This is a genomic window from Pseudoalteromonas sp. S1650, from assembly GCF_005887195.1.
GTDB classification, from domain to species: domain Bacteria; phylum Pseudomonadota; class Gammaproteobacteria; order Enterobacterales; family Alteromonadaceae; genus Pseudoalteromonas; species Pseudoalteromonas simplex.
This window is the reverse complement of the sequence record NZ_PNDF01000045.1, coordinates 34047-57629: the sequence shown is the minus strand read 5'-3', so window position 1 is coordinate 57629 and position 23583 is coordinate 34047. Positions and strand designations below refer to the sequence as shown.

The following is a 23583-nucleotide window of genomic DNA, read 5'->3' as shown; positions in this document are numbered from 1 at the left end:
TTTAGAATAATTACTCAAATTAGACTTGCAATTATCACACTTCAGCTTACACTTGTGCGCCAAATGGGCGTACACTTGTAAGCTAAAGGCGAAAAATGAGAGCGTTATTAAATTCATTATCAAAACATTTATTGCATCATCAGTCATGGGCAGGATACTGGGAGCCGGTGGTTCAGTGCTTTAAACCAGGCTGGCGCGAAGGCTACTTTCGTGCACAAGTAAAACATGTACAGGTGTTTGCTGAACAAAGCGTTGAGTTGATTATTGAGCCAGAAAAAACATGGCCAGTTCATCAAGCAGGCCAGCACATTACGTTAACAATCCAAACGAATGGACGATTGCTAACGCGTGTATTTACCATCGCAAGCGAACCACAATTAGCAAGGCAGCAGCGACAAATTCGTTTATTGATCCGCAGCCAAGAGTTCGGCGCATTTACATCAAAGCTAACAAAGTTGAGGCCAGGGCAATGGCTTAATATTTCTGAGCCTAAAGGCCAGTTTGTTATGCCAAATACCGCGCGTTCTTTAATCATGCTTGCCGGTGGCTCAGGCATTACGCCATTTATAGCCATGCTTAAATCTTTACCTTCATACAGCAAACAAACTATTACCCTGCTTTATTATGCAAAGCCAAACAGCCACTGGCTTAAAGATGAGCTTGAGCAATTAAAGCAATCACTGAGCAATTTTGATTATCACTTACTTGAGCGCGGCAAAGACGGTGATGCGACGACATGGCTGACAACAAATGCGCATAAACACTGGTTAGTGTGCGGCCCTGCTGCTTTGTATAAGCAAGCAGCCGCTTTAGCTAAGCAATTAAATACGCCGATAGACAGTGAGCATTTCAGTGCAGTCCCTGCTGTTTTAGCAACCTCTGATAAGCACGAATTAACACTCACTCATCAGGGCAAAACATTCACGATTGATAACCAACAAACCTTACTGACCCACTTACAAGCGAATAAGCAACCTGTAACAGTTGGCTGTGGTATGGGAATTTGCCATCAATGCCAATGCGTTAAAAAGCAAGGCGTCGTACGTGATATTCGCACCGGTGAGCTCTCTGATAGCTCAGAGCAGTTAATTCAACTTTGTATATCTCAACCAGTCAGTGACGTGGAGTTATCAGCATGAACACAACAAAAACAGTCAATTATGAAAAATTAGCAGCTCAACTCGATAGCGTTAAAGCAGATGTAAAATCAAAACTCGGTGAGCAAGACGCGAAATACATTCGCCGCGTTATTGTTTGCCAGCGAGTGTTTGAATGGAGTGGCCGAATTCTATTAATACTAGGCTTTATTCAGCCTGTTTTATGGCTCGTGGGTGTGCTTAGTTTAGCCACTGCAAAAATCCTCGATAACATGGAAATTGGCCACAATGTGATGCATGGCCAATACGATTGGATGAATGATAAATACATAAATTCAAGGTCTTACGAGTGGGATATAGCGTGCGATGGGGCTAGCTGGAACCGCGTTCACAACTACGAGCACCACACCTATACCAATATTATTGGTAAAGATCGCGACTTCGGTTATGGATTACTGCGCTTATCGAATGACTTTCGTTGGCGGATAAAAAACCTGTGGCAATTTGTCACTTACCTATTGCTCAGTGTGCTGTTTCAATGGGGGGTGTCGTACCATGAAATGGCAGCCGAGCGAGTATTTTTTGGCAAGAAAAAAGATGACCGAGATTACACGGTATCGCACAGCGAACTGAAAAAGCGCTTTTTTAGTAAGGGTGCACGCCAGCTAGTGAAAGACTACCTGCTCTTTCCGATGCTTGCTGGGCCTTTATTTTTGTGGGTTTTAACAGGCAACCTAGCGGCTAATTTATTACGTAACCTATGGACCTCAACCATTATCTTTTGTGGGCACTTTACCGGTGAAGTTGAAACATTTAACCAACAAGACTGCGAAAATGAATCACAAGGCCAATGGTATTACCGCCAAGCGTTAGGCTCATCAAATATCAAAGGGGGTAACCTGTTTCATGTAATGACTGGGCACTTGAGCTATCAAATAGAACATCACTTATTCCCAGATTTACCCGCAAAACGCTACCGCGAAATTGCCCCTAAGGTGCAAGCTATCTTTAAAGAGCACGGCATCCACTACAATACCGACGGCTTCTTTCGCCAGTACTTTTCTGTCGTAAAACGAATTGTGCGCTACTCTTTTCCGTAATTGATAAACGCCAGTGCATAACGCTGGCTTTTTTATAAATAATTTTATGGCAAGGAATTAGCTGCGAGAATCAGCTCGTTAATATCTGACTGTAATTCATCATCTGCTGCTTGTTCCACGAAAGTTAAAGCTGTATTGGCAAAGTTTAGGGCTTGGGCCTTATCAGCTTTCTCTAGGTAATTCTCTGCAATCGCAAAATTAATCGACGCTAAATAATCCTCTAGTTCGAGTAACATTGCTAACTCTAGCGCTTTAAAATAATAGCTAAGTGCAACCTCTGGCCTTTGATAGGTAAAGTCAGCGAGCGTTTCCCATTGAAACGGATGATCAAGCGGTGTGCCTGCAAACTTGTCGCATATTTCTTTTATTTGATTGTACGCCGCCCACTCTTGTTGTTTATTTGGAGCATTTACAATATCAAGCGCAAGTTGATGAATCGCCTCATAATGAGGTGGCTTTTTAATTGATTCAACTTCTCCAAATTGTGCCTTATGCATTCCCTGCCCTCTCTAAGCTAATTAAATCTCATTCGATTCAGACCAAACCCGTAACTCATCGAGTATATGCAGTGCTGAGCGGCCAAAGTCAGTTAGCTCATAGGTCACCGCTATCGGGCGCGTGCTAATAACATGACGGGTGATCATCGCTCTACTTTCAAGCTCTTTTAGACGTTGATCTATCATCTTTTTACTTGCGCCACCGAGCATGCGCGTTAAATCATTAAAACGCACAGGGCCATCTTTTAAATGATAGATAATAGATCCCGTCCATTTACCGCCAATCAAACGCATGCCTTTTTCAATTGCACACGGTTCCATGCAAGCATTTAAAACTTTTTTTCTACCCTTACTATCTGTTTCTACTGAACTTTCCAAAACATCCTCGCATTTTTCAGACTAGTTACAAAAAGGTGACTGGTTGATTTAATAATCTAGGTTACTATTATATACCACAGAATATATTTTGAACACGATAAAGTAATTAACAAACGGATACTCAACTATGAAAAACGTATTAATTCTTAACGCACATCACTATTACCCTTTTTCTGAAGGTAAGTTAAATGCTGCTTTAATCGAAAAAGCTGACGCTTTTTTTAAAGCAAAAGGCTATCAAACTCGCGTGGTTAATACACAAGACGAATTTGATGTAGAAACTGAACTTGAGAACCATCAATGGGCAGATATCGTCTTTTTGCAATCACCTATTAATTGGATGGGCATGACATGGTCATTCAAAAAATACATGGATGAAGTGTACACAGCGGGTATGGGGGGAGCGCTTTGCCATGGTGATGGTCGTCATCAAGACAATCCAAAAGCCAATTACGGTAAAGGCGGCACCTTGACTAACACTCAATATATGATGTCGCTGACTTTAAATGCGCCTGCAGAATCATTTGCAGATGCCGCTGACTTTTTTGAAGGTAAAAGTGTTGATGACCTTGTTTTCCCAATGCATATGAACTTTAAGTTTTTCGGTATGCAAGCGATGCCAACTTTCGCCTGTTATGACGTGATGAAAAATGCAGACATCGACAGCGACTTTGCGCGCTTTGAAAAACACTTAAACGAGAACTTTTAAGGAACACTCATGAGTAACGAATCTGTTTATAGCAATAAACTCCATCCGGGCAGTGCATTTCCTAGTATCAGTGCTGCACTTTTGAATGGTGAAGAGGCTGTTCTTGGTCAACCTCAACACGGTGCAAGCTGGCAGCTTGTTGTTGTTTATCGTGGTAAGCATTGCCCTTTATGTACCCGCTATTTAAATAGCCTCGAGCAGTACAAAGCGGCGCTATTAGAAACGGGTGTTGATGTAATTGCTGTTTCAGGTGATAGCAAAGAGCAGCTAGAAGCGCATTTAGAGCAGCTATCTGTGTCATTTCCACTTGCTTACGGTTTGACTACAGAGCAAATGCAAGCATTAGGTACTTACATTTCTGATCCCCGTTCACCACAAGAAACGGATCACCCTTTCGCAGAGCCCGCACTGTTTGTGGTTAACGAGCAAGGTAAAGTACATGTGGTTGATTATTCTAATAATCCATTTGTAAGACCTGATTTAGCAACTTTGGTAAGCGGGCTTAATTGGATACGCGACCCAAAAAATAATTACCCAATTCGCGGTATGCATAAGTAGAGTGTAGCCATGAGCAAAATGACAGCTTTGCTGATTGGCTTGGTGAGCACAATTATGTGCTCACAACATGCTTTTTCAGCACAACTTCCCCATGCACATATTGCTTCACCCAATCACTATGAAGTATTGCTAGATAACAGTGAAGTACTTGTTTTACGTATGACTTTAGCACCAGGTGAGCAAGATAATTGGCATAAGCATAATGCTGAAACAGTCTATTTTGAGACAGGCGGTAAAGCGACCATCAGTACTAAAGAGTCACAAACAACAATTGAGATCCCTAATGGCTATGTGATGTGGCATGACGCATGGACTCATCAAGTCAAAAATGAGGGTGAAACCACCATCACTGCAATTATTGTCGAAAGGAAATAGGTAGGATCAATTATGGCATTAGAAAACCACCCAATGTGGCGCTTACCTAAGCATCACCTAGATTTAAAAAGTTCACATGACCATGTTCATTGGGTTGAATTATTTTATGACCTTATCCATGTGGTAATCATTTTTTTGCTAGGTAATTTTTTGAGCGACCACTTACATTTAAGTGGTTTTCTTACATTTGCAGGTTTGTTCATCACCGTATGGTTTGCGTGGGCTGACTCCAGCGTTTTTAATTCACTCTATGTCAGTACTGATGTAAAACACCGGCTGATCATGGCCTGCCAAATTGTTACCGCCATGGTTATGGCTGCCTCGATCCCTCATGTACTTGATAAAGGTTGGACATATTTTGCATTAGCCTATGCTGCTAATCGCCTTATTACAGCTTATTTATTTCATCGCACCAATCAATTGGGGGTCGAATCAACAAAATTAGCACGCAGTGTGAGCCGTAACTACTTTGCTCTTGCCATCATTTTTGCTACCACAGCATTTATGCCTGCCCCCTATCGTTATTGGGTGTTTGGCGCTGCGATTGCCGCTATCCAAGTTTTATATATGGCTCCAAAAATTGGTGTACTTGAAAATAAACGCTTTTTACCACGCCTTGGGCATATGTCTGAGCGCTTCGCCCTTTTACTACTTATTGTCGTAGGCGAAGGTTTCTTTAAATTGGTGATTACTTTATCTGAAAAAGGAGTTTATAAAGTCGACCCCACTGTACTGGCTAACTTTATGTTTGGTGGTATTGCGGTATTTGTGCAATGCTGGATTTACTTTGATTTTGTTGGCAATGGTAAACCTAAAAATCAACACAAATGGACACTCGTAAGTTGGTGGTTAGCTCACCTATTTTTAATGCTATGTGCAGTTATGGTTGGCGTTGCACTCGCCGGCGAAGTGAAAGCCGGGTTCTGGCAGCCGTACCCCCTAAAATATGGTGTCATTGGTTGTGTAGGGTTAGCAGGCTACTTATTAAGCTTATTGTGGATCCAGCTAATGATCGAACATCGCGTAGCCCATCGTTTTGCTACAGCCAAAGTAAGGATGTTTGGCGTCATACTTGCTTTAGTTACCATTCCCATTTTACCCCATGTGCCTTCGCTCATTGGCAACTTACTTTGGGGCACTGCACTGATTTCACAAATTGCCTACCCAGTCACTCGCGCATACTTTACCCTTTCAAAAGAAGAAGCTAATTCATAACGATTAAAACACCTTTGCAAAAACGACAAAGGTGTTTTGTTATCCTTGCTGTTTTTCGCAAATAAATTTAGCGCCACAATACCCTCATTACTTAATCATAAATCACTTTCAGGGCGGCATTAAATTGTTAAGTATTGCTTAGCTATGTCCCTTAAAGTTTGGAGTCATAATGAGTTTTGATAAATTAGCGCAAAAACCATTCTCAATTGGGGTTGAACTTCCACTTGATAATGATTGGGCACATTTCAATCAACAATCAAATCAATCATTTGGGATCCCTAATTTAGCTAACCATGAATCACGTGTTCAACTTGCTGATGAGCTTGGCTACGCAGCGGCATGGGTTCGCGACGTACCGATTTATGACCCGCAATTTGGTGATGCCGCCCAAGTTTATGAAACCTTCAGTTACCTTGGCTACTTAGCAGCTAAAACCAAGAATATATTACTTGGCACCGCAGCGGTGGTATTGCCATTGCGCCAACCTTGGCTTGTTAAAAAGGCAGCAAATACTGTGCAAGCGCTAAGTAATGATCGGCTAATTTTAGGTGTTGCCAGTGGTGATAGACCCATTGAATACCCTTTATTCGATATTGATTTTGCAAGCCGTGGTGAGCAACTACGTGAATCTGTTTCGCTACTTAAAGGCGCCCCTAAGCGACCTTTAGAAGCGGGTCAAAAGCTACTACCAGAAGTGAAAGATTTCCCACTTTATGTAGCAGGTCTTGCTCAGCAAAGCCCTCAATGGGTTGGCGAAAACATGGACGGCTGGCTTGCTTACCCAGGCACACCAGATGATCAGCAAAAGCGTGTCGCTTTGTGGCGAGAGGTCGCAGGAAATAAGCCGTACGTTAGTTTTATTCATTTAAATTTATTAGATGATCCTGATGCACCTATAAAACGTCACCGTTTTGGGGTTGAAACAGGCGTCAACGGACTCATCTCAGAGCTAAAGGCAATGAGAAATGCCGGTGTGAATCACATTGGCCTGCACTTTAGACGTAACGAATTACCCATTGAATGGGCATTAAAGCACATCGGCGAACATGTTTTGCCCACGTTCCATAATTAAGGAGTTATGATGTCACAATCAATTATGCCAAAACTGGGTTTTGGTACATTTAGATTACAAGACGAAGTTGCATATCAAAGTGTGCTAACAGCTATTGAAGAGGGCTTTAGACACATCGACACTGCGCAAATTTACGGTAACGAAGAAGCTGTTGGCCGAGCGATTAAAGACAGTGGTGTTGCACGTGGTGAGTTATTTATTACCACCAAAGTATGGAATGATAAGTTAAATAAAACGGACTTTATTAACAGCGTAAAAGAGAGCCTGACTAAACTACAACTAGATTACGTCGACTTACTGCTTATTCATTGGCCAAGCCCAGCCAATGGCGAAAGCATGCATGAGTATTTGAGTGAATTACAATCAGCAAAAGAGCTTGGTTTAACGAAAGAAATTGGTGTTTCAAACTTTACCATTGCACAAATGGAAGAAGCCTTAAGTATTTTGCCAAAAGGCGCATTATTTACCAATCAAGTTGAAGTTCACCCCTACCTAACCAATCAAAAGGTACGTGATTTTTGTGCCCAAAACGACATTCTCGTTACCGGCTATATGCCATTTGCGGTAGGTAAAGTACTTAAAGATCCAACCATCAAAGCGATTGCAGACAAACACCAAGTGAGCACCGCTGAAGTAGTCATTGCTTGGGAGTTAACGCATGACATGGTGACGATACCGTCATCTACCAAACGCGAAAATATGGCTACCAACTTAAAAGCCCTTTCGCTTAGCTTAAGCCAAGACGAGATCAATCAAATTGATGCCCTTAGTTGCGGCGACAGGCAAGCAAACCCGGATTTTGCTCCTGACTGGGATCATGATGAAGTAAAGACAACTCATGCTTGGCAGTTTCAAGGTGCTGATAAAGCACTCGCTTTGGGATTGAAAGCTGTACCAGCACTTAAAGCAGGGCAAATTTTGGTCCGAAACCTAGCGGTTGGTATTAATCCAGTTGATTGGAAGTTTATTCAAGCTGACCCTATAAATTGGGCAGATACACATACACCTGGCGTAGACGGTGCTGGGGTTGTTGAGCAGGTAGGCGATGGCGTCGATACCAAACTAATAGGTAAAACAGTCGCTTATCATCATAGCTTGAGTGAAAACGGCAGCTTTGCTAAACACACAGTACTTTATGCAGACCGTGTTATGCAGGTGCCAAAAGGGTTAGCTGTCAATGTTGCTGCTGCATTACCTTGCCCACTGCTTACTGCATGGCAAGCTTTTAGCAAAATACCATTACGCAAAGACGAAAAAGTATTAGTAACCGGCATGGGAGCTGTTAATAAACTGCTGACACAAATGCTGAATCACAGTGGCTTTGAAGTACATGCTTTATCAAAAAGCCTAACGACTGAGCAAGCCGAAAAGCTTGGCGTTAAGTTAATATTACGCGACGCACCATCTGAAGGTGGCTACTTTGCACTCTTTGATGCTAATGGCCCTGAAGAAGCTAAAAAGTTAGTGCCACTTCTACAGGCAAATGGTCATGTGATCAGTATTTTAGGACGCATTGAAACCCCAGTCGATGAACCATTCACGCGCACTATTTCTTATCATGAAATTGCCCTTGGTGCATTACACGATTATGGTGATTCACAGCAATGGCAACGTCTTGTAAGTGATGGCGAAAAGCTCCTTAATGACATTGCGTCGGGTACTTTAAATGTTGAAGAACCCACTGACTTTGAATTTAACAATCTCAATGATGCCCTTGAGTTTTCTAAAGTTCAAAAGCAAAAAGCCGTTGTAGTTGTTTAGTTATCATTTAAAAGGCCTCTTCTGAGGCCTTTTTATTTTATTCTGCTGTTTCTTTAGGTGTATTGTTGAATACAGCTAAATGATAAATAATCACTAAATTCGCTATAAACCACAGATCTTTAATTACAAACTGACCTAATCGCTCAAACACTGTAACGCTGCTAAGCGCATTAGGTGCGGTAATTAAAAATGTTTGTGTCATGATAAATACCGAGCAACAGGCTAGTCCAGCAAGTAAAATAAGTTTCGCATTTCTGATATACAAGCCAACACCTAACAGCGCCACACTCAAAATATCAAATATGCCAATCGCATTTGATGCCCCTTGCACGCTAAAAACAATATACAACCAAGACATAAACGGTGAAGACTCAACAAGGCTAACAATCGCATTTGCTTCAAAAGCAAAAAACTTCATTGCGCCAATCCAAACCAACACTAATGCCACCGATGCATAATTCAAAGCAACATGCGCTTTATCACTCAAAACATCTTTGTAAAACACAAATAAAAATAAAGGAATAACAGCAAAATACTTAATAATACCCTGCCCCGAACCAATTACTGGAAAACCCCCTTCACTTGCAAGCCAACGATTTGCACTGAACAATGTAAGTAAACAGGTAAGTGCAATAATAAGAGCTGTCACGGTGGGAAGCGCCCTATTAATAAATCCTAAATGAGAATGAAGGCTGGTAATACCTACAAAACAAAGTGCAAAGCCTGCAATCATACTCATGAGATGGTCAGGTACCTGAGTCTCTAAACCATAAAACGAAAATATACTGCCAATAGCATTGGGGTTTGCCCCCAAAATAAAAGACAAACCCAATAAAGAAAAACTGATAGTAATAAGTGCAATCACTAAATTATTTGATGTACGTAAATTCATTTAAACCCCTCTATAAAACTCAATTAGAAGACCTAAGTTAGGGATAAAAACATTCACCATTTTATAATTTACTATCACCTTTTCCTGTTAAATACATATAACCTTTTGAATAATAACAATTATAAAGTTAGTCTTGTGAAACTTTCACAAAGAGTGAAAAGATAGTCGCCAAAGCAATTAACATCGCTATTACGACCAATGCAGACGCAAGTGAAGAAAAATGTGCAATTTGACCGACACTTGCAGGCCCCATTAATACACCTAAATAACCAAATGTCGTTACAGCAGGAATTGCCGTAGCTTGCGACATGTAGGTTTGCTTCCCTGCCGCAGAAAACATAATTGGTACAACGTTGGCACAACCTATTCCCATTAACACATAACCAAATAGCGCAACATAAAAGCTCATTGATACAATAGCGATTATCAAGCCAAGGCTTGCTACTAAACCACTTATAGTCAGAACAGCCCTTTGCCCATGCTTTGCAATAATGCGATCGCCAAATAAGCGCCCTAAAGTCATTGTGACTGAAAAGCTAAAAATCCCTAATGCCGCCATTCCTGTTGATGCATTTTGATAATCAATTAAATATATTCCGCTCCAATCTAAAACGGTTCCCTCTGCGAGAAACATTGCAAAGCAAATAATGCCAATTAAAATCACCGGGCCTTTTGGGAGCGCAAATGCAGGACCTTCATTGGGGCTTGCAAAAGGAAGTAAGTCTCTCTTTGCGAAGATCAAACACAGTAATACTATCGCCGCCATTAGCATACAGATTTCGAATGCCGAAAAACCAGCAATTAGCAGCATTGCTACAGCACCCGCCCCTAAAATACCACCTAAACTGTAAAAGCCATGAAAACCAGACATAAGTGAAAGCTTAGAACGTTCTTCAACCAACACAGCCTGAATGTTCATAACACAATCAGTTGCTCCGATAGAAAGGCCAAAAATCACCAGTAAAGTTGCCAAGCTAGCCACACTATTTACTAAAGCAAAAAATGGTAGGCAAAAAATAATCATCATCGTTGAGAGCTGTAATACACGTTTACAACCATACTTAGTTGCGAGCGCACCTGATACAGGCATAGCAAATATTGCACCTGCACCAAGACACAAAAGCAACAACCCTAAAGTACTCTCATCTATGCCAATATGCGCTTTAATTACTGGTATGAGCGATGCCCACGTAGCCGTGGCTAAACCTGCACACAAAAATAGTAACCTTGTAACGAGTACTTCGCGCTTTTTAAACGGATACCTTTCTAACAACATCAAACAAAAGCTTACATAAAACATCACAATCGAGCAGGGTAAGTGACTAGGTTAAAACCCGTCACCTTCCCTCATTCCAGTTTATAACTAAACTAAGGCTTAGTTATTGAGCTATTTAACTCTAAATAATCACAAAATTGCTAAAACGAGCATGCAATGCTACATTAGACTCAGTTTAAACTGCTCAATTGTGATTATTTATGCTCGATTATGCTTCATTCCCAGATCAGAGGCAAGCACTGATCAAAGATCATTTACAACAAACCGGCCGAGTTGTGTGTGTTCAATTAGCCAAAGAACTTAATGTCTCAGAACATACGATCCGCCGAGATCTGCAAGAATTAGCAAATCAAGGGGTGTGTAAAAAAGTGTATGGCGGCGCTGTCATTAATGCACAAAATGATGGCAGTTTAGTGCAACGAATGGTTTTAAATAGTGACCGTAAGCAGCTTTTAGCTAAAGCGTGTATTCCTTACTTTAAAGAGCATGCATTTGTTTTTATTGATTCTGGCAGTACCAATTTAGCCATTGCAAGTATGATCCCACACGATCTTGCCTTAACGGTGGTTACCCACACGCCTGCAATTGCTATTGCACTACAATCACATCAACAATGTGATGTGATTCTGTTAGGTGGAAAAATAAGTAAGCAACAAGGCGCTGCAATTGGTAGTTGCTCGTTAAAGCAATTACAAACAATGCATTTTGACCTAGCAGTTTTAGGTGCTTGCGCAATCGATGCCGAGGTGGGTGTTTCAGCGTTTGACGTTGAAGATGCACAGTTTAAACACGCTATAGTAAAACAAAGCAATAATGTATTAATCGCCGTTACTGAAGAAAAACTGTCTTCAGTCGCAAGGCATAAAGTGACAGCGTTAGACGCTATTTCTGTTTTAGTTACTGATGCCAAGAAAAACGATATAAAACTCGCTGAATTTAAAGACACTGAATTAGAACTTGTCTGTACCTCTGAATAAATTAAAACAGCAATTTTGTTCAAGTTTTTAGGTTACCAGCTTCGCTATATTGGCGTAGGAATAATAACGAAGCGCACACCCTTCAGGAGCACCTGTGAGCAAAGACAATCACTTTAAGTACATTAACAACGAACAGCATCAGAGCATCTCGATGTTGACTGCGACTATGAGTGATTTTACCTATGCAAAACATGCTCACGAAGAGTATTCAATTGGTATTACTCTACAAGGGCGGCAAGATTTCTTTTGTCGTAATGCGTTTTATAAAAGCGTACCTGGCAATGTCATTTTGTTTAACCCTGAAGATATTCACGATGGTCACTCTGGCACTGAGCAAAACCTAGAGTATCTTATGCTGTACATTCATCCCGATGAATTTAAGCCGTTGTTCAAAGCACTTGGGTATAAGCAAGATTGCACATTACGTATGGCAAACACCTTGTATGCTGATCCATTACTGCGTAATCAAGTGATTCACTTATCAAGGCTTTTACAAACCAATAGCACCAGCAAAATAGAGCGAGAAGCAGCAGTGTTGCAAATGGCGCAGTCTTTAGTCAGGCTCAACGACAGTCTTGATTTGCCAACTTTAAGCACCCGAGTTGATAGCTTGCTTCTGCGTGCAAAAGACTACATTTTGGCAAATATCGACAATGACATTTCTATTGATGACATTGCCCATGCTGCCACCATGTCGAAATTTCATTTTATCCGCCGCTTTCGCGAGCACTTCGGTATTACTCCACATCAATATGTTTTGAACTGTCGTATTAATTATGCCCGTAAAGCGTTACAGGTTGGCCGTGATGCCACCAGCGTGGCGGTTGAATCTGGCTTCGCTGATGCCAGCCACCTCAATCGTAACTTCAAACGAGCATTTGGTATGACACCAAAACAATTTCAACTGCAATGGGCTCGTAGATAGAGCTGAATTACTGATTTGGAGCTGTTATGGCAGATATCTTTGCATATGCTATTGGCATTATGTACACCCCTGGGCCAATCAATTTACTCGGTTTAAGCAGCGGCTTAAATAAACAAACTCGTTCACACCTTGGTTTTTTTATCGGCGTGGGTAGCGCGATGTTTATCTTATTTGTGCTGCTTGGCTACCTTGGCTTGCAAGTGATCAATCCGCAGTTTTTGCCTTATGTGAGCTTAATTGGTTGCGGCTATATTTTGTATATTGCTTGGAAAGTCGCAAAAGCAAATGTACAGGTGAGTGATACCTCAGCAGATGCCTCACTTAGCTTTTTCGATGGCCTGTTTATGCAGCTATTAAATCCAAAAGCCTTGGTGGCCACTTTGCCAATTGCTACGATTCAATTCCCAAGCGCCGATATTACTGGCGCTGCAATCGTATTTTGGTCTTTTATTTTAGCCATCCTTGCCTTTGGTGCGCCAACAAGTTACTCGTTAGCGGGCTTAGTGCTTGGCAAACAAGTATCACGGCCGGGTGTTTTTTATGTGTTTAATAAACTGATGGCTATTTTGTTGGTTTATGTTGCGCTGATGATTGCCTACGAGCATGTGCTAACCCCGTTAATGGCCTAAAATTGACCATCCCTCGCAAACAGGCATAATAGCCTTATTCAGCAAACGGCTATCACAAAATGATGCAAGGCAATCTATCTATCCGCTCATACAGTACTAAGCCTGTTAGTCATAGCCATGACTATCATCAACTTGTACTGCCCTTAAAAGGTGTGATTGCCATTAGTGTCGGTGATTTTCAAGGTAAAGTCGCCCCCGGTGAATGCGTGGTTGTCAAAGCCTCGCAAACGCATCTTTTTACCGCAATGCCAGAGGCGCGATTTGTGGTGGCCGATATGCCAAAGTTACCAGATAACCTGGCCACTGCTGAGCGCTGCGTGTTTGCTATTAATCAATCACTTTGGGCATTTTTGCAGTTTGTGGCAAAGCAGCTTGAGCAAGCGGTTAATCGTGAATTAGAACTTGCCATGTTTAACACCTTCGACTTGCTGTTAGCTGAGCAAATTATGCAGCCTAAGGTCGACAGCCGTATTAGCGAGGCACTGCTTTATATTGACAGTCACTTAAGCACTCCTCTTCATATCAAACACCTTGCCAGCATTGCCTGTTTAAGCCCAACGCAATTTAAGCTGCTGTTTAAGCAACAAACCGGATTGACTGTCATGAACTATGTAACCAAACAGCGAATGGAAAAAGCCCAAGCCTTACTCAGTCATACCGACTACCCGTTGCAACGCATTAGTGAGTTAGTTGGTTACAATGAGCTTTCATCTTTTAGCCGCAGTTTTTCAAAGTACTTTGGCTTATCACCGAGTAAATTCAAAAAGTAACTTTAGTTTTTAACGCCAACAAAACCGTCCTTTTTGTCAAAAACTGCACATCAATTTTGATTATGCTTTTGATATCTTAAATTTAAAGCGAATCATCAATGAACCATACCATCGCGACCATTGCCGTTTTAGTTGCCAGTGTGTTTTGGGGCACAACAGGCACAGCCGCAAGCTTTGCACCAGACATTAGCCCTTTTGCAATAGGTGCCTTTGCGATGGGGTTTGGCGGGGTATTACTTTGCCTAACCTCACTAACTCAGCTAATAAACAATGCCACTGCACTGCGTAAGCACTACCGCCTAACCCTACTAGGTTCAGCTTGTGTTGCTATTTATCCGCTGGCATTTTATACCTCAATGAATAGCGCTGGTGTGGCAATTGGCACCGTTGTTTCGATTGCCAGCGCCCCTTTATTTACCGTCTTATTAGAATACTTAATTGAGAAAAAGCCCATTTCAACTCGCTGGCTAGTGAGCTTTTGCTTTGGTGCAATAGGCATTGGCTTAATCGCGTCAAGTAAAGAGCATAACCTTGCCGCTAAGGGGCTGTTTAGCCAAAACATCGGCATTATACTTGGCTTAATTGCAGGGCTTACCTATGCGGGTTATTCATGGGTTGCCAAACGCTTAATTAGCTACGGCATTCATTCAAGAGCGACCATGGCAAGCCTATTTGGTGGCGCTGCATGTGTACTCTTGCCTTCGTTATTAATCACTGGAGATGCGCTTTTTGCCACAGTTACCAATACCAGCGTGGCGCTTTACATGGCCATTGTGCCGATGTTTTTAGGTTATTGGCTATTTAGTATTGGTTTAAAAACCATCGCGGCTAGCCAAGCTGTGCTCATTACGTTACTTGAGCCTATTATCGCCACCGTATTAGCTATTGTGATTTTAAATGAGCAATTTCAGCAAATTGGCTGGCTTGGCATTGGTTTAGTGAGCATTAGCTTGGTAATTCAAACGGTCAATATTAAGCAGTTCGTGATACACTGCAAAAAACGCATATTGACGATTTAAGATGAGAAAAGACAGCCGACTATCACGGGTTTTGCATGTGCTGATCCATTTAAACAGTTACAGCCACCCTGTTACATCAGAGACATTAGCAAACATGTTAATGACCAACCCTGTGGTTGTGCGTCGTACAATGGCACTACTGCGTCAAGCAGGTTATGTGTCGGCAATAAAAGGTCACAATGGCGGCTGGCTACTGGCCACTCCCTTAACAGACATAACCTTATTTGATATTCACCAAGCGCTTGGCGAAAAGAACCTGTTTGTAATTGGTCTAACCGATGAGCACAGCAACTGCCCTATCGAGCATGCAGTTAACAGTGCCCTGCAAAACGCAATGGATGATGCAGAAGCACTGTTATTAAAACGTTTTGCTGAAGTGTCGCTTGCAGAGCTTGCCAGTCAATTTAAAAAATAAATGTCGTTACACTGCCTATTAATTGGCTTACAGCAATAAAAATAGGCAATAATAGCCTCATAGCGAGCCTTATACTTATAAAGCAAGCGGCATTTCGATTTTAGAAATAAAATCTCATCATTATCATCATGTAGAACAAGTACTCTAAACACCCTGCAAACCCTAGCATTTCAAGCAATTAAGTAAATTCTTAATCTATTCTGGTCATTTTCCGATTGCCTGCCATAGGGCTTTTTCGGCATTTTAGACAAACACCCTGTCATTTTAGGCAAACATTCGTTTCAGCCGACTTCTATACTTAATCTCAATCAAGGACGCAAAGCAAACAGCTCTGCAATCGAGAATAGTCTCTGTCCTTACTCATTAACCCAAAGAGGATTTACGCTCATGAACAAAGTTACTTTTCCAAACACTAACGGTTTAGATATTACTATCGCTGGCTTATTAAATTTACCAGCTGATTTTGATGAAACAAAAACCTACCCAGCCGTTGTCGTATCGCACCCAGGTGGTGGTGTTAAAGAGCAAACAGCAGGGACTTACGCACGTAAACTAGCTGAGCAAGGTTTTGTCGCTATTGCATACGATGCATCTTACCAAGGTGAAAGCACAGGCGAGCCACGCCAACTTGAAAACCCACATGTTCGTACCGAGGATGTGAGTGCAGTAATCGATTACTTAACGACCTTACCTTATGTAGACAATGATCGCATTGGCGCCATGGGTATCTGTGCGGGGGCAGGTTACACCGCAAATGCTGCAATTAACGACCGCCGTATTAAAGCCGTTGGCACAGTAAGCATGGTAAATATTGGCCAAATGTTCCGTAATGGCTGGGATAACAATGTAAAAGACAGCGACGCTATCCCATATATCCAAGCTGGCTCTGATTCTCGCACATCGGATGCAAGTGGTAACGAGATTGCGACTATTCCAATGGCACCGCTGAAAGAAGAAGATGCACCAAACGAAGAACTTCGCCAAGCGTGGGAATACTACCACACAGACCGCGCAGCTTATTGCACTGCACCGGGTTTTGCGACTGCACGCAGCTTAAATCAAATCATCACTTATGATGCATTCTTTAAAGCTGAAGCATTTTTAACACAACCATTACTGACCGTCGTCGGCAGCAATGCAGGCAGCAAGTGGATGAGCGATGACCTAATGGCGCGCGCAGCATCAAGCAGCAAAAACATGTACATCGTTGAAGGTGCAAACCACATGGACCTATACGATGGCGAAAGTGAAATCACTGAAGCAATCAGCGTATTAGCACCTTTCTTTACAAGCAACTTGTAATTATTGATCTGTATGAGCCCGAATAGGGCTCATTACTAAAAGCATTTAGGAGCAAACATGAACATTCAAACAGTTAGTATTCAAAACCACGATATGGCGTGGGAAATCTCAGCACTTGTTTTAACGCCTGCTAATTTTGATGAGTCAAAAACCTACCCAACCATGATCAGTGTTCACCCATTTGGTAGCTGTAAAGAACAAACCTCAAGTAGTGTTTATGGTAAAGCACTTGCTGAAGCAGGTTATGTGGTTATTGCCTTCGATGCGAGCTATCAAGGTCAATCTGGCGGTACACCCCGCTTTATTGAAAACCCATCACAACGCGTTGAAGATATTAGCCATGTTATTGATTATGCGGTGACACTGCCTTATGTCGATAACGAGCGTATTGGTAGCATTGGGGTATGTGGTGGGGGTGCTTATGTATTTAACTCTGCACTGACTGAAAAACGCGTAAAAGCCGTGGTCGGTATCACACCAGTTAATTTAGGTCGTTTATTTAGAGAAGCATTCACCGAATTTAACCCGCTTGGCGCACTTGAAGCGATGGCGGCACAACGAACTGCTGAAGCACTTGGTGGTGATTTACAAGTTAACGAATTACTCCCACCAAGCATTGAGTTTGCCCGCGACAATGGCCTGACTGAACGTGATGTTTTCGAAGCGACTGATTACTACAAAACACCGCGTGGTCAAAGTGAAGGTGGCGCAACACGTATGTTATTTTCTCATGCACAAAAAACCCTCACTTGGGATGCTTTCGCGTTTGCCGAAACATTAATGACTCAACCTATGATGGCTGTAATTGGTCAAAAAGTAGGGGCTTTTGGCGCGTACCGTGACGGTAAAGAAATTTACGGAAAATCATTTGCATCAAAAGACAGACAACTCGTTGAACTAGAAGATTGGTCGCACTATGACCTGTACGATAAGCCCGAACCAGTTGCGTTAGCGATGCAGCAAATACTGCCTTTTTTAACCAAGCATTTATAAAAAGGCACTTGTAAGCTGAGCATGCATAAAGCAAAGAAGTTAGGCCTCATGCTTGGCCTAACTTACTTTTGTTGTTGATTTGAATTTGTGATTTTAGGAGTTAACACAATGATTAAATGGCTATTTATAATACTCGCAGTTGTAATATTAGGGCTTTTATCTGTTGCCATTTGGGTCACACAAACCGAAAAATCACAGTATGCTAAAAACAGCTTACGTCTACAAAACGCTGAGCCGAAAATCACGCTTGATGCCAAAACAGCCGTCGTGGTTTTTTCTCGCTCTGGTAATACTGGGGTTTTAGCAGATCACATAGCACAAAAGCATAACGCGGAGCTGTTTGAAATAACGGCTACCGATTACGAACTAGGTATTCCTGGTTGGATAGCCGCTCTAAACGATGCCAGAAGCAAGGTAGCAACAATAACCCCGAGCAATATAAACCTTGAGAAGTATCAAACCATTTATTTAGGCTCGCCTATTTGGCTTTATAGCCCTGCCCCACCGATTTGGCAGTTTGCAAAAAATAATGACTTTTCAGGTAAAAATGTGATTTTATTTAATACCTTTAATAGTAAGTTCGAACAGCATTTTATTGATGATTTTGAAAAGCTAGTTCGGGAAAATGGCGCAAAAACGTTTTCTCACAGGTACGTGAATCGTGGCCGTATGGGCTCTCAAATAAGCAGCCAAGATATGCTTGATAAATTTGACAGCCAAGATAACTAACCGTGAGTTTTAAACATGATAGACACCAACCATCAAGAGATTGCTAAACCACTCGCGCAAAAGATTATGTTATTCGCTAATAAAGCGGGTGATATTACCTCTCATACACCAGAGCTCACATTGCACATTCGTAATGCACCAACCGACCCCTTGCATTGTATTTACACATTAAGCCTTGCGGTGGTGCTGCAAGGTGCAAAATTGCTTTCAGTGGAAAACAGTGTACTGCCCTGCTCTGGTGGGCAAACCATGTTAACCACTTTCGACTTACCTGTGGTATCCCATGTGACCGAAGCGACACGCCACCAGCCATTTGTTGCCATGGTGCTAAAGCTTGATTACAACCTAATTTTGCAAACAGCCGCAGAACTTAAGCTGCCAAAACAATCACGCAACGAAACGTTTGAGCCGATTTCTATTCATAATATCGATGCAGGACTCACTGATGCACTCACTCGGTTATTTGAGCTTGAATATAACCCTGCACTTCGCGACGGCTTACAGCCATTACTCACAAAAGAAATTGTTATTCGTCTTTTACAGGGACCTCACGGGCCTCACCTTAGAAAACTGGCATCAGAGGGGTCACCAAGTAGTCATATTGTCAGAGTTGTGAGCTGGCTTAAAACCAACTTTATGCGCCCAGTACAAATTGACGAGTTAGCAAAACAAGCGCATATGAGCTCATCAACATTTCGCCAGCACTTTAAAACCATTACTGGCACCAGCCCATTGCAGTATTTAAAAACCTTACGCCTGCAAGAGGCTCGCGATCAAATGCTGATCAATGGTCTTGATGCTGGTCAAGCAAGTGGTGTGGTTGGTTACGAAAGCCCTTCGCAATTTAGTCGCGAGTACAGCCGTTTATTTGGCCTGCCTCCGCAAAAAGATATGCAAAGGTTAAGGCAACAACAGTTATAAGAGATAAATGCGCTAAGTATGACTTAGCGCACCTTCTATTAAGCTTTATTAAATGGGTTACGGGTATCTTGGTCGGCATCGAGATTCCGCATCAAGATTGCGTGCCCTAAATCGATATCTTCTGGCAGAGGGATTTTAACAATATGGCCCGAACCTTTTGCATCGCTAATGGCTTCGCCTTTTTTGTTTTCCATAAAATCTAGCTTGAAGTTAATATTCCCTTTTGGCGTCATAAGCTCAAGTGAATGACCAGTACAGAACTTATTCTTCACATCAATTTCAACTAAGCCATTATCGTTGCGGCCTAATACTTCACCCACAAACTGCTGTTTATCTGACACCGAATGACCATACTCATAGTTTTGATAGTCTTGATGTGCATGGCGTTTTAAAAACCCTTCGGTATAGCCTCGGTGCGCTAAGTTTTCGAGCGTTTTAAATAAGTTTGCGTCAAATGGACGACCAGCAACGGCATCATCAATGGCTTTACGATACACTTGTGCAGTACGAGCAACATAGTAGAAAGACTTGGTGCGGCCTTCAATTTTTAAACTATGTACGCCCATTTTCGTTAGTTGATCAACATATTGAACTGCACGTAAATCTTTTGAGTTCATTATGTAAGTACCATGCTCGTCTTCAAAAGCAGGCATATACTCACCAGGGCGCCCCTGCTCTTCAAGCATGAATACTTCGTTACTTGGAGCACCATCACCTAGGGTTGGGATCACCGCTTTAGGGTCGATTTTATGTACCATTTCGCCGGTTTCATTTTCGGTGCCTGGTTTCACATCGTAGTTCCAACGACATGCATTAGTGCACGTTCCTTGGTTTGGATCGCGTTTATTAATATAACCCGATAACAAACAACGGCCAGAATATGCCATGCAAAGTGCACCGTGAACAAACACTTCAAGCTCTGTATTTGGACATAGTTCACGAATTTCAGCGATTTCTTCAAGGGATAATTCGCGCGATAAAATGACTCGTTCAATACCCTGCTGAGCCCAAAAGTTCACTGTGGCATAGTTTACCGCATTGGCCTGCACAGATAAGTGAATAGGCATATCTGGCCATTTTTCACGCACTAGCATAATTAGGCCTGGATCAGACATGATCAGCGCATCTGGCTGCATCTCAATAACTGGCTCAATGTCGCGTAAGTACGATTTTACCTTGGCATTATGAGGAGCAATGTTCGAGACCACATACAACTTTTTATTTTGCGCATGGGCTTCGTTAATACCGATTTGCAGGTTATCTAAGTCAAACTCATTGTTACGAACACGAAGGCTGTAACGAGGTTGGCCAGCGTAAACAGCATCAGCACCATAAGCAAAGGCATAACGCATATTCTTTAAACTACCCGCAGGTGATAACAACTCAGGCGTAAAAGGACGAGGGGTCAAAATAGGTGACGACATGAAAGCTCCACACATCGAACCGAGTACAAGTCGGTTGCATGAATTAATACGATAATGAAGCGCGGCAGTATAATAACCTGCCCAGTAATTTTATTGATCTAGATCATGCTTGATAGAAACTCAGCAAACCAGCTGTGAGCCTATAAAAAGAAAAAAGGTGACCAATCCAATGGCCACCTTTTTTGATCAAACTCAATTAACTATCCAGGGTAATTGGTTTGGATTTGTTAATGTTAACAGCCCAAAAAGCTACAACATATATTCTTTAATAATTATGTAGTTATATTATATGCTAAATGTGATTTTTTGATTACAAAAACAACAGCACTTCTTCAGTTTCAAGCGCAAAGGTTTTGCCGTTTGCAAAACGAATAGCGATATAAAAAATATGACTACTTCCAACTTCAGGAGCTTGGTTTGGTCTAGTTCAATAAATATAGGGGCTGTAATGGGTAATACGCTTTTGAAGTCCTCTACACAGGCATAGTTGCCATCACTGTAATAATCAAAATCATTAACAAACACTTCTGTGATATCACACACGCTATGTATACTCGTAACCACGCTGAGTTCATTGTGGAAACAAGTGCTTAACTGTAAAAGGTGTTCGCATTTTATACTCATTTTGCTGAACATTTTTAGATTCATGAAAATGCCATCAAATGACTATTTAATTAAATTAGGAATTTTCACGTAAAGCGCGTATAATTCGCGCCCGTTAATATTTAACCTTTTAAATTTAAAATTATTGGAGCATAAAGATGGCTTTAGAGCGTACTTTTTCAATCGTAAAACCTGATGCAGTTGCTAAAAACCACATCGGTGCTATCTACAACCGTTTCGAAACTGCGGGTCTTAAAATCGTTGCAGCTAAAATGGTTCACCTTTCAAAAGAAAAAGCTGAAGGTTTCTACGCTGAGCACAGCGAGCGTCCTTTCTTCGGTGCTTTAGTTGAGTTCATGACATCTGGTCCAGTAATGGTTACTGTTCTTGAAGGTGAGAACGCAGTACTTAAAAACCGTGAAATCATGGGTGCTACTAACCCTGCTGAAGCACTAGCGGGTACTTTACGTGCTGACTACGCAGACAGCATCGACGAAAATGCTGTTCACGGTTCTGACGCTGTTGAATCAGCTGCACGTGAAATCGCATACTTCTTCGCTGACGAAGAAATCTGCCCACGTACTCGTTAATTTCGAGTTCACAGCTAAGTCTGTGATGCAGAAGAAAAAGGGCTTTCGGGCCCTTTTTTAGTCATTAGCTAAGCCTATTGTTAATCTATTTAGCTAATGACTAAGTCGATTAAATAATGTACAATCGCGCACCCAAACTACTTACCACCGTCACTGATTGAGGTTGTTTCATGACCACTGAAAAAAAGATTAATTTATTAGATTTAAACCGAGATGCAATGCGTGAGCTTTTTGTATCATTCGGTGAAAAGCCATTCCGTGGCGATCAGGTGATGAAATGGATTTATCATTTTGGCGTAGACAATTTTGACGACATGACAAACGTCAACAAAAAGCTGAAAGAAAAGCTAAAAGCTGAATGTGAAATTGTTGCTCCTGAGATCTCAGTTAAACAAGTAGCGACTGATGGCACTATTAAATACGCCCTGATGCTACAAGGTGGCCAAGAAGTAGAAGCTGTTTGGATCCCAGAAAAAGACCGTGCAACTTTATGTGTTTCATCACAGGTAGGTTGTGCCCTTGAATGTACCTTCTGCTCTACGGCTCAACAAGGCTTTAACCGTAACTTAGCGGTGTCTGAGATCATCGGCCAAGTTTGGCGTGTCGCGAAAGATATTGGTTTAGACGGCGACAGCACTAAGCGCCCTGTAACTAACGTTGTAATGATGGGTATGGGTGAGCCATTACTTAACCTTAAAAACGTCGTACCAGCAATGGAACTTATGATGGACGATTGGGGTTTTGGTTTATCAAAACGTCGCGTTACATTAAGTACCTCAGGTGTGGTTCCTGCGCTTGATCTATTAAAAGAAAAAATTGACGTAGCATTGGCTATTTCACTGCATGCGCCAAACAATGAGCTGCGAGATGTACTAGTACCAATTAATAAAAAGTACCCAATTGAAGAGTTTTTAGCCGCATGTCGTCGATATATCGATGGTTCTAAAGCAAACAAAGATGTGACTATCGAATACGTTATGCTACAAGGTGTGAACGACAGTACCGATCAAGCCCACGAATTGGTTAAAACACTTAAAGGTACACCTTCAAAAGTGAACCTGATCCCGTTTAATCCATTCCCGGGTAATGAATATGGCCGTTCGAGTAACAGCCGTATCGACCGCTTCTCTAAAGTATTACAAGCAGCAGGTATTACCTGTATCGTTCGCCGTACTCGTGGTGATGATATTGATGCAGCTTGTGGTCAATTAGTGGGTGATGTCGTTGACCGTACTAAACGTTTAGCGAAAAAGAAAATGCGCGAAGATAACGCAATTGCGGTAAACATTCACCAAGCATAAGCGTAACTTTTGAAGTTAAGCCTTTGTGGCAAACTCGTTATTTTTAAAATAATAG

Annotated in this window: 25 protein-coding genes and 1 pseudogene; 21 read left to right on the top strand and 5 right to left on the bottom strand. The window is 41.8% G+C overall.

Features of this window, described 5'->3' with window-relative positions; translation table 11 throughout:
- Positions 1-95 precede the first annotated feature (95 nt).
- Together CWB80_RS14080 and CWB80_RS14075 are read left to right on the top strand one after the other, a co-directional pair.
- On the top strand, positions 96-1139 hold the full coding sequence (locus CWB80_RS14080; RefSeq protein ID WP_138601934.1) for a flavin reductase family protein: 1044 nt from the start codon (positions 96-98) through the stop codon (positions 1137-1139).
- Positions 1136-2197: a fatty acid desaturase family protein gene (locus tag CWB80_RS14075; RefSeq protein ID WP_138601936.1), complete on the top strand. Its 1062-nt coding sequence runs from the start codon at positions 1136-1138 to the stop codon at positions 2195-2197. Before CWB80_RS14080 ends, CWB80_RS14075 begins: the two co-directional genes overlap by 4 nt.
- A 44-nt stretch (positions 2198-2241) precedes the next feature.
- On the opposite strand, the gene CWB80_RS14070 is transcribed toward CWB80_RS14075, so the two are convergent.
- Both CWB80_RS14070 and CWB80_RS14065 read right to left on the bottom strand, forming a co-directional pair.
- A complete protein-coding gene (locus tag CWB80_RS14070; RefSeq protein WP_138601938.1) occupies positions 2242-2694 on the bottom strand; it encodes a hypothetical protein in 453 nt (150 codons plus the stop codon).
- Positions 2695-2715: 21 nt separating this feature from the next.
- The gene (locus tag CWB80_RS14065) at positions 2716-3072 is read right to left on the bottom strand and encodes a winged helix-turn-helix transcriptional regulator (RefSeq protein ID WP_054553546.1); all 357 of its coding nucleotides are present in this window, start codon (positions 3070-3072) and stop codon (positions 2716-2718) included.
- 127 nt (positions 3073-3199) lie between these two features.
- On the opposite strand from CWB80_RS14065, the gene CWB80_RS14060 reads away from it, so the two are divergent.
- The 7 genes and pseudogenes from CWB80_RS14060 to CWB80_RS14035 all read left to right on the top strand — a co-directional run bounded on the left by CWB80_RS14060 (position 3200) and on the right by CWB80_RS14035 (position 8762).
- A complete protein-coding gene (locus tag CWB80_RS14060; RefSeq protein ID WP_054553545.1) occupies positions 3200-3781 on the top strand; it encodes an NAD(P)H-dependent oxidoreductase in 582 nt (193 codons plus the stop codon).
- Between the two features lie 9 nt (positions 3782-3790).
- Positions 3791-4339: a redoxin domain-containing protein gene (locus CWB80_RS14055; RefSeq protein WP_054553544.1), complete on the top strand. Its 549-nt coding sequence runs from the start codon at positions 3791-3793 to the stop codon at positions 4337-4339.
- A 9-nt stretch (positions 4340-4348) separates the two neighbouring features.
- Complete coding sequence (locus CWB80_RS14050; protein ID WP_228482482.1) at positions 4349-4714, top strand: cupin domain-containing protein; 366 nt, start codon at positions 4349-4351, stop codon at positions 4712-4714.
- A gap of 12 nt (positions 4715-4726) precedes the next feature.
- Entirely contained in the window at positions 4727-5929 is a 1203-nt protein-coding gene (locus tag CWB80_RS14045; protein WP_054553543.1) for a low temperature requirement protein A, read from the top strand.
- Positions 5930-6098: 169 nt separating this feature from the next.
- On the top strand, positions 6099-7001 hold the full coding sequence (locus tag CWB80_RS14040; RefSeq protein ID WP_054553542.1) for a TIGR03571 family LLM class oxidoreductase: 903 nt from the start codon (positions 6099-6101) through the stop codon (positions 6999-7001).
- A gap of 9 nt (positions 7002-7010) precedes the next feature.
- Positions 7011-7817, top strand: a pseudogene (dkgB, locus tag CWB80_RS22945) (2,5-didehydrogluconate reductase DkgB); the annotation flags it as partial.
- 60 nt (positions 7818-7877) lie between these two features.
- The gene (locus tag CWB80_RS14035) at positions 7878-8762 is read left to right on the top strand and encodes an alcohol dehydrogenase catalytic domain-containing protein (RefSeq protein WP_249362587.1); all 885 of its coding nucleotides are present in this window, start codon (positions 7878-7880) and stop codon (positions 8760-8762) included.
- Between the two features lie 37 nt (positions 8763-8799).
- Here CWB80_RS14035 and CWB80_RS14030 read toward each other — a convergent pair whose 3' ends face one another.
- A complete protein-coding gene (locus CWB80_RS14030) occupies positions 8800-9654 on the bottom strand; it encodes a DUF417 family protein (protein WP_138601940.1) in 855 nt (284 codons plus the stop codon).
- A gap of 127 nt (positions 9655-9781) precedes the next feature.
- Complete coding sequence (locus CWB80_RS14025) at positions 9782-10930, bottom strand: MFS transporter (protein WP_054553540.1); 1149 nt, start codon at positions 10928-10930, stop codon at positions 9782-9784.
- 200 nt (positions 10931-11130) lie between these two features.
- Between CWB80_RS14025 and CWB80_RS14020 the strand changes: the two genes are divergently transcribed.
- The 10 genes from CWB80_RS14020 (at position 11131) to CWB80_RS13975 (ending at position 19610) form a co-directional block, all read left to right on the top strand.
- Positions 11131-11907: a DeoR/GlpR family DNA-binding transcription regulator gene (locus CWB80_RS14020; RefSeq protein WP_138601942.1), complete on the top strand. Its 777-nt coding sequence runs from the start codon at positions 11131-11133 to the stop codon at positions 11905-11907.
- Positions 11908-12001: 94 nt separating this feature from the next.
- Positions 12002-12832 carry an AraC family transcriptional regulator gene (locus CWB80_RS14015; RefSeq protein WP_138601944.1) on the top strand — a complete coding sequence of 277 codons (831 nt, stop codon included), beginning with the start codon at positions 12002-12004 and terminating at the stop codon, positions 12830-12832.
- A gap of 26 nt (positions 12833-12858) precedes the next feature.
- Positions 12859-13461 (top strand): LysE family translocator, encoded by a 603-nt coding sequence (locus CWB80_RS14010; protein ID WP_138601946.1) that lies wholly within the window; start codon positions 12859-12861, stop codon positions 13459-13461.
- 59 nt (positions 13462-13520) lie between these two features.
- Positions 13521-14231 carry a helix-turn-helix domain-containing protein gene (locus tag CWB80_RS14005; RefSeq protein WP_349304225.1) on the top strand — a complete coding sequence of 237 codons (711 nt, stop codon included), beginning with the start codon at positions 13521-13523 and terminating at the stop codon, positions 14229-14231.
- A 98-nt stretch (positions 14232-14329) separates the two neighbouring features.
- Entirely contained in the window at positions 14330-15250 is a 921-nt protein-coding gene (locus CWB80_RS14000; RefSeq protein WP_138601948.1) for a DMT family transporter, read from the top strand.
- 1 nt (position 15251) lies between these two features.
- Positions 15252-15665 carry an Rrf2 family transcriptional regulator gene (locus tag CWB80_RS13995; protein ID WP_054562624.1) on the top strand — a complete coding sequence of 138 codons (414 nt, stop codon included), beginning with the start codon at positions 15252-15254 and terminating at the stop codon, positions 15663-15665.
- A 387-nt stretch (positions 15666-16052) separates the two neighbouring features.
- The gene (locus CWB80_RS13990) at positions 16053-16967 is read left to right on the top strand and encodes an alpha/beta hydrolase (RefSeq protein ID WP_054553534.1); all 915 of its coding nucleotides are present in this window, start codon (positions 16053-16055) and stop codon (positions 16965-16967) included.
- 57 nt (positions 16968-17024) lie between these two features.
- Positions 17025-17960, top strand: a complete 936-nt coding sequence (locus CWB80_RS13985; RefSeq protein ID WP_138601950.1) for an alpha/beta hydrolase — start codon at positions 17025-17027, stop codon at positions 17958-17960.
- Positions 17961-18068: 108 nt separating this feature from the next.
- Complete coding sequence (locus tag CWB80_RS13980; RefSeq protein ID WP_138601952.1) at positions 18069-18689, top strand: flavodoxin family protein; 621 nt, start codon at positions 18069-18071, stop codon at positions 18687-18689.
- Positions 18690-18704: 15 nt separating this feature from the next.
- The gene (locus CWB80_RS13975) at positions 18705-19610 is read left to right on the top strand and encodes an AraC family transcriptional regulator (RefSeq protein WP_138601954.1); all 906 of its coding nucleotides are present in this window, start codon (positions 18705-18707) and stop codon (positions 19608-19610) included.
- Positions 19611-19648: 38 nt separating this feature from the next.
- Here CWB80_RS13975 and trhP read toward each other — a convergent pair whose 3' ends face one another.
- Complete coding sequence (gene trhP, locus CWB80_RS13970) at positions 19649-21034, bottom strand: prephenate-dependent tRNA uridine(34) hydroxylase TrhP (protein WP_138601956.1); 1386 nt, start codon at positions 21032-21034, stop codon at positions 19649-19651.
- A gap of 761 nt (positions 21035-21795) precedes the next feature.
- On the opposite strand from trhP, the gene ndk reads away from it, so the two are divergent.
- Positions 21796-22227 carry a nucleoside-diphosphate kinase gene (gene ndk, locus CWB80_RS13965; protein WP_036972405.1) on the top strand — a complete coding sequence of 144 codons (432 nt, stop codon included), beginning with the start codon at positions 21796-21798 and terminating at the stop codon, positions 22225-22227.
- Between the two features lie 170 nt (positions 22228-22397).
- Entirely contained in the window at positions 22398-23528 is a 1131-nt protein-coding gene (gene rlmN, locus CWB80_RS13960; protein ID WP_054553528.1) for a dual-specificity RNA methyltransferase RlmN, read from the top strand.
- The last annotated feature ends 55 nt before the right edge of the window (positions 23529-23583 follow it).

Bases quoted from the DNA above. Each gene is read 5' to 3' on its own strand.
- CWB80_RS14080 (WP_138601934.1), top strand. From the start codon at position 96: ATGAGAGCGTTATTAAATTCATTATCAAAACATTTATTGCATCATCAG.
- CWB80_RS14075 (WP_138601936.1), top strand. From the start codon at position 1,136: ATGAACACAACAAAAACAGTCAATTATGAAAAATTAGCAGCTCAACTC.
- CWB80_RS14070 (WP_138601938.1), bottom strand. From the start codon at position 2,694: ATGCATAAGGCACAATTTGGAGAAGTTGAATCAATTAAAAAGCCACCT.
- CWB80_RS14060 (WP_054553545.1), top strand. From the start codon at position 3,200: ATGAAAAACGTATTAATTCTTAACGCACATCACTATTACCCTTTTTCT.
- CWB80_RS14055 (WP_054553544.1), top strand. From the start codon at position 3,791: ATGAGTAACGAATCTGTTTATAGCAATAAACTCCATCCGGGCAGTGCA.
- CWB80_RS14050 (WP_228482482.1), top strand. From the start codon at position 4,349: ATGAGCAAAATGACAGCTTTGCTGATTGGCTTGGTGAGCACAATTATG.
- CWB80_RS14045 (WP_054553543.1), top strand. From the start codon at position 4,727: ATGGCATTAGAAAACCACCCAATGTGGCGCTTACCTAAGCATCACCTA.
- CWB80_RS14040 (WP_054553542.1), top strand. From the start codon at position 6,099: ATGAGTTTTGATAAATTAGCGCAAAAACCATTCTCAATTGGGGTTGAA.
- CWB80_RS14030 (WP_138601940.1), bottom strand. From the start codon at position 9,654: ATGAATTTACGTACATCAAATAATTTAGTGATTGCACTTATTACTATC.
- CWB80_RS14025 (WP_054553540.1), bottom strand. From the start codon at position 10,930: ATGTTGTTAGAAAGGTATCCGTTTAAAAAGCGCGAAGTACTCGTTACA.
- CWB80_RS14020 (WP_138601942.1), top strand. From the start codon at position 11,131: ATGCTCGATTATGCTTCATTCCCAGATCAGAGGCAAGCACTGATCAAA.
- CWB80_RS14010 (WP_138601946.1), top strand. From the start codon at position 12,859: ATGGCAGATATCTTTGCATATGCTATTGGCATTATGTACACCCCTGGG.
- CWB80_RS14005 (WP_349304225.1), top strand. From the start codon at position 13,521: ATGATGCAAGGCAATCTATCTATCCGCTCATACAGTACTAAGCCTGTT.
- CWB80_RS14000 (WP_138601948.1), top strand. From the start codon at position 14,330: ATGAACCATACCATCGCGACCATTGCCGTTTTAGTTGCCAGTGTGTTT.
- CWB80_RS13995 (WP_054562624.1), top strand. From the start codon at position 15,252: ATGAGAAAAGACAGCCGACTATCACGGGTTTTGCATGTGCTGATCCAT.
- CWB80_RS13990 (WP_054553534.1), top strand. From the start codon at position 16,053: ATGAACAAAGTTACTTTTCCAAACACTAACGGTTTAGATATTACTATC.
- CWB80_RS13985 (WP_138601950.1), top strand. From the start codon at position 17,025: ATGAACATTCAAACAGTTAGTATTCAAAACCACGATATGGCGTGGGAA.
- CWB80_RS13980 (WP_138601952.1), top strand. From the start codon at position 18,069: ATGATTAAATGGCTATTTATAATACTCGCAGTTGTAATATTAGGGCTT.
- CWB80_RS13975 (WP_138601954.1), top strand. From the start codon at position 18,705: ATGATAGACACCAACCATCAAGAGATTGCTAAACCACTCGCGCAAAAG.
- trhP (WP_138601956.1), bottom strand. From the start codon at position 21,034: ATGTCGTCACCTATTTTGACCCCTCGTCCTTTTACGCCTGAGTTGTTA.
- ndk (WP_036972405.1), top strand. From the start codon at position 21,796: ATGGCTTTAGAGCGTACTTTTTCAATCGTAAAACCTGATGCAGTTGCT.
- rlmN (WP_054553528.1), top strand. From the start codon at position 22,398: ATGACCACTGAAAAAAAGATTAATTTATTAGATTTAAACCGAGATGCA.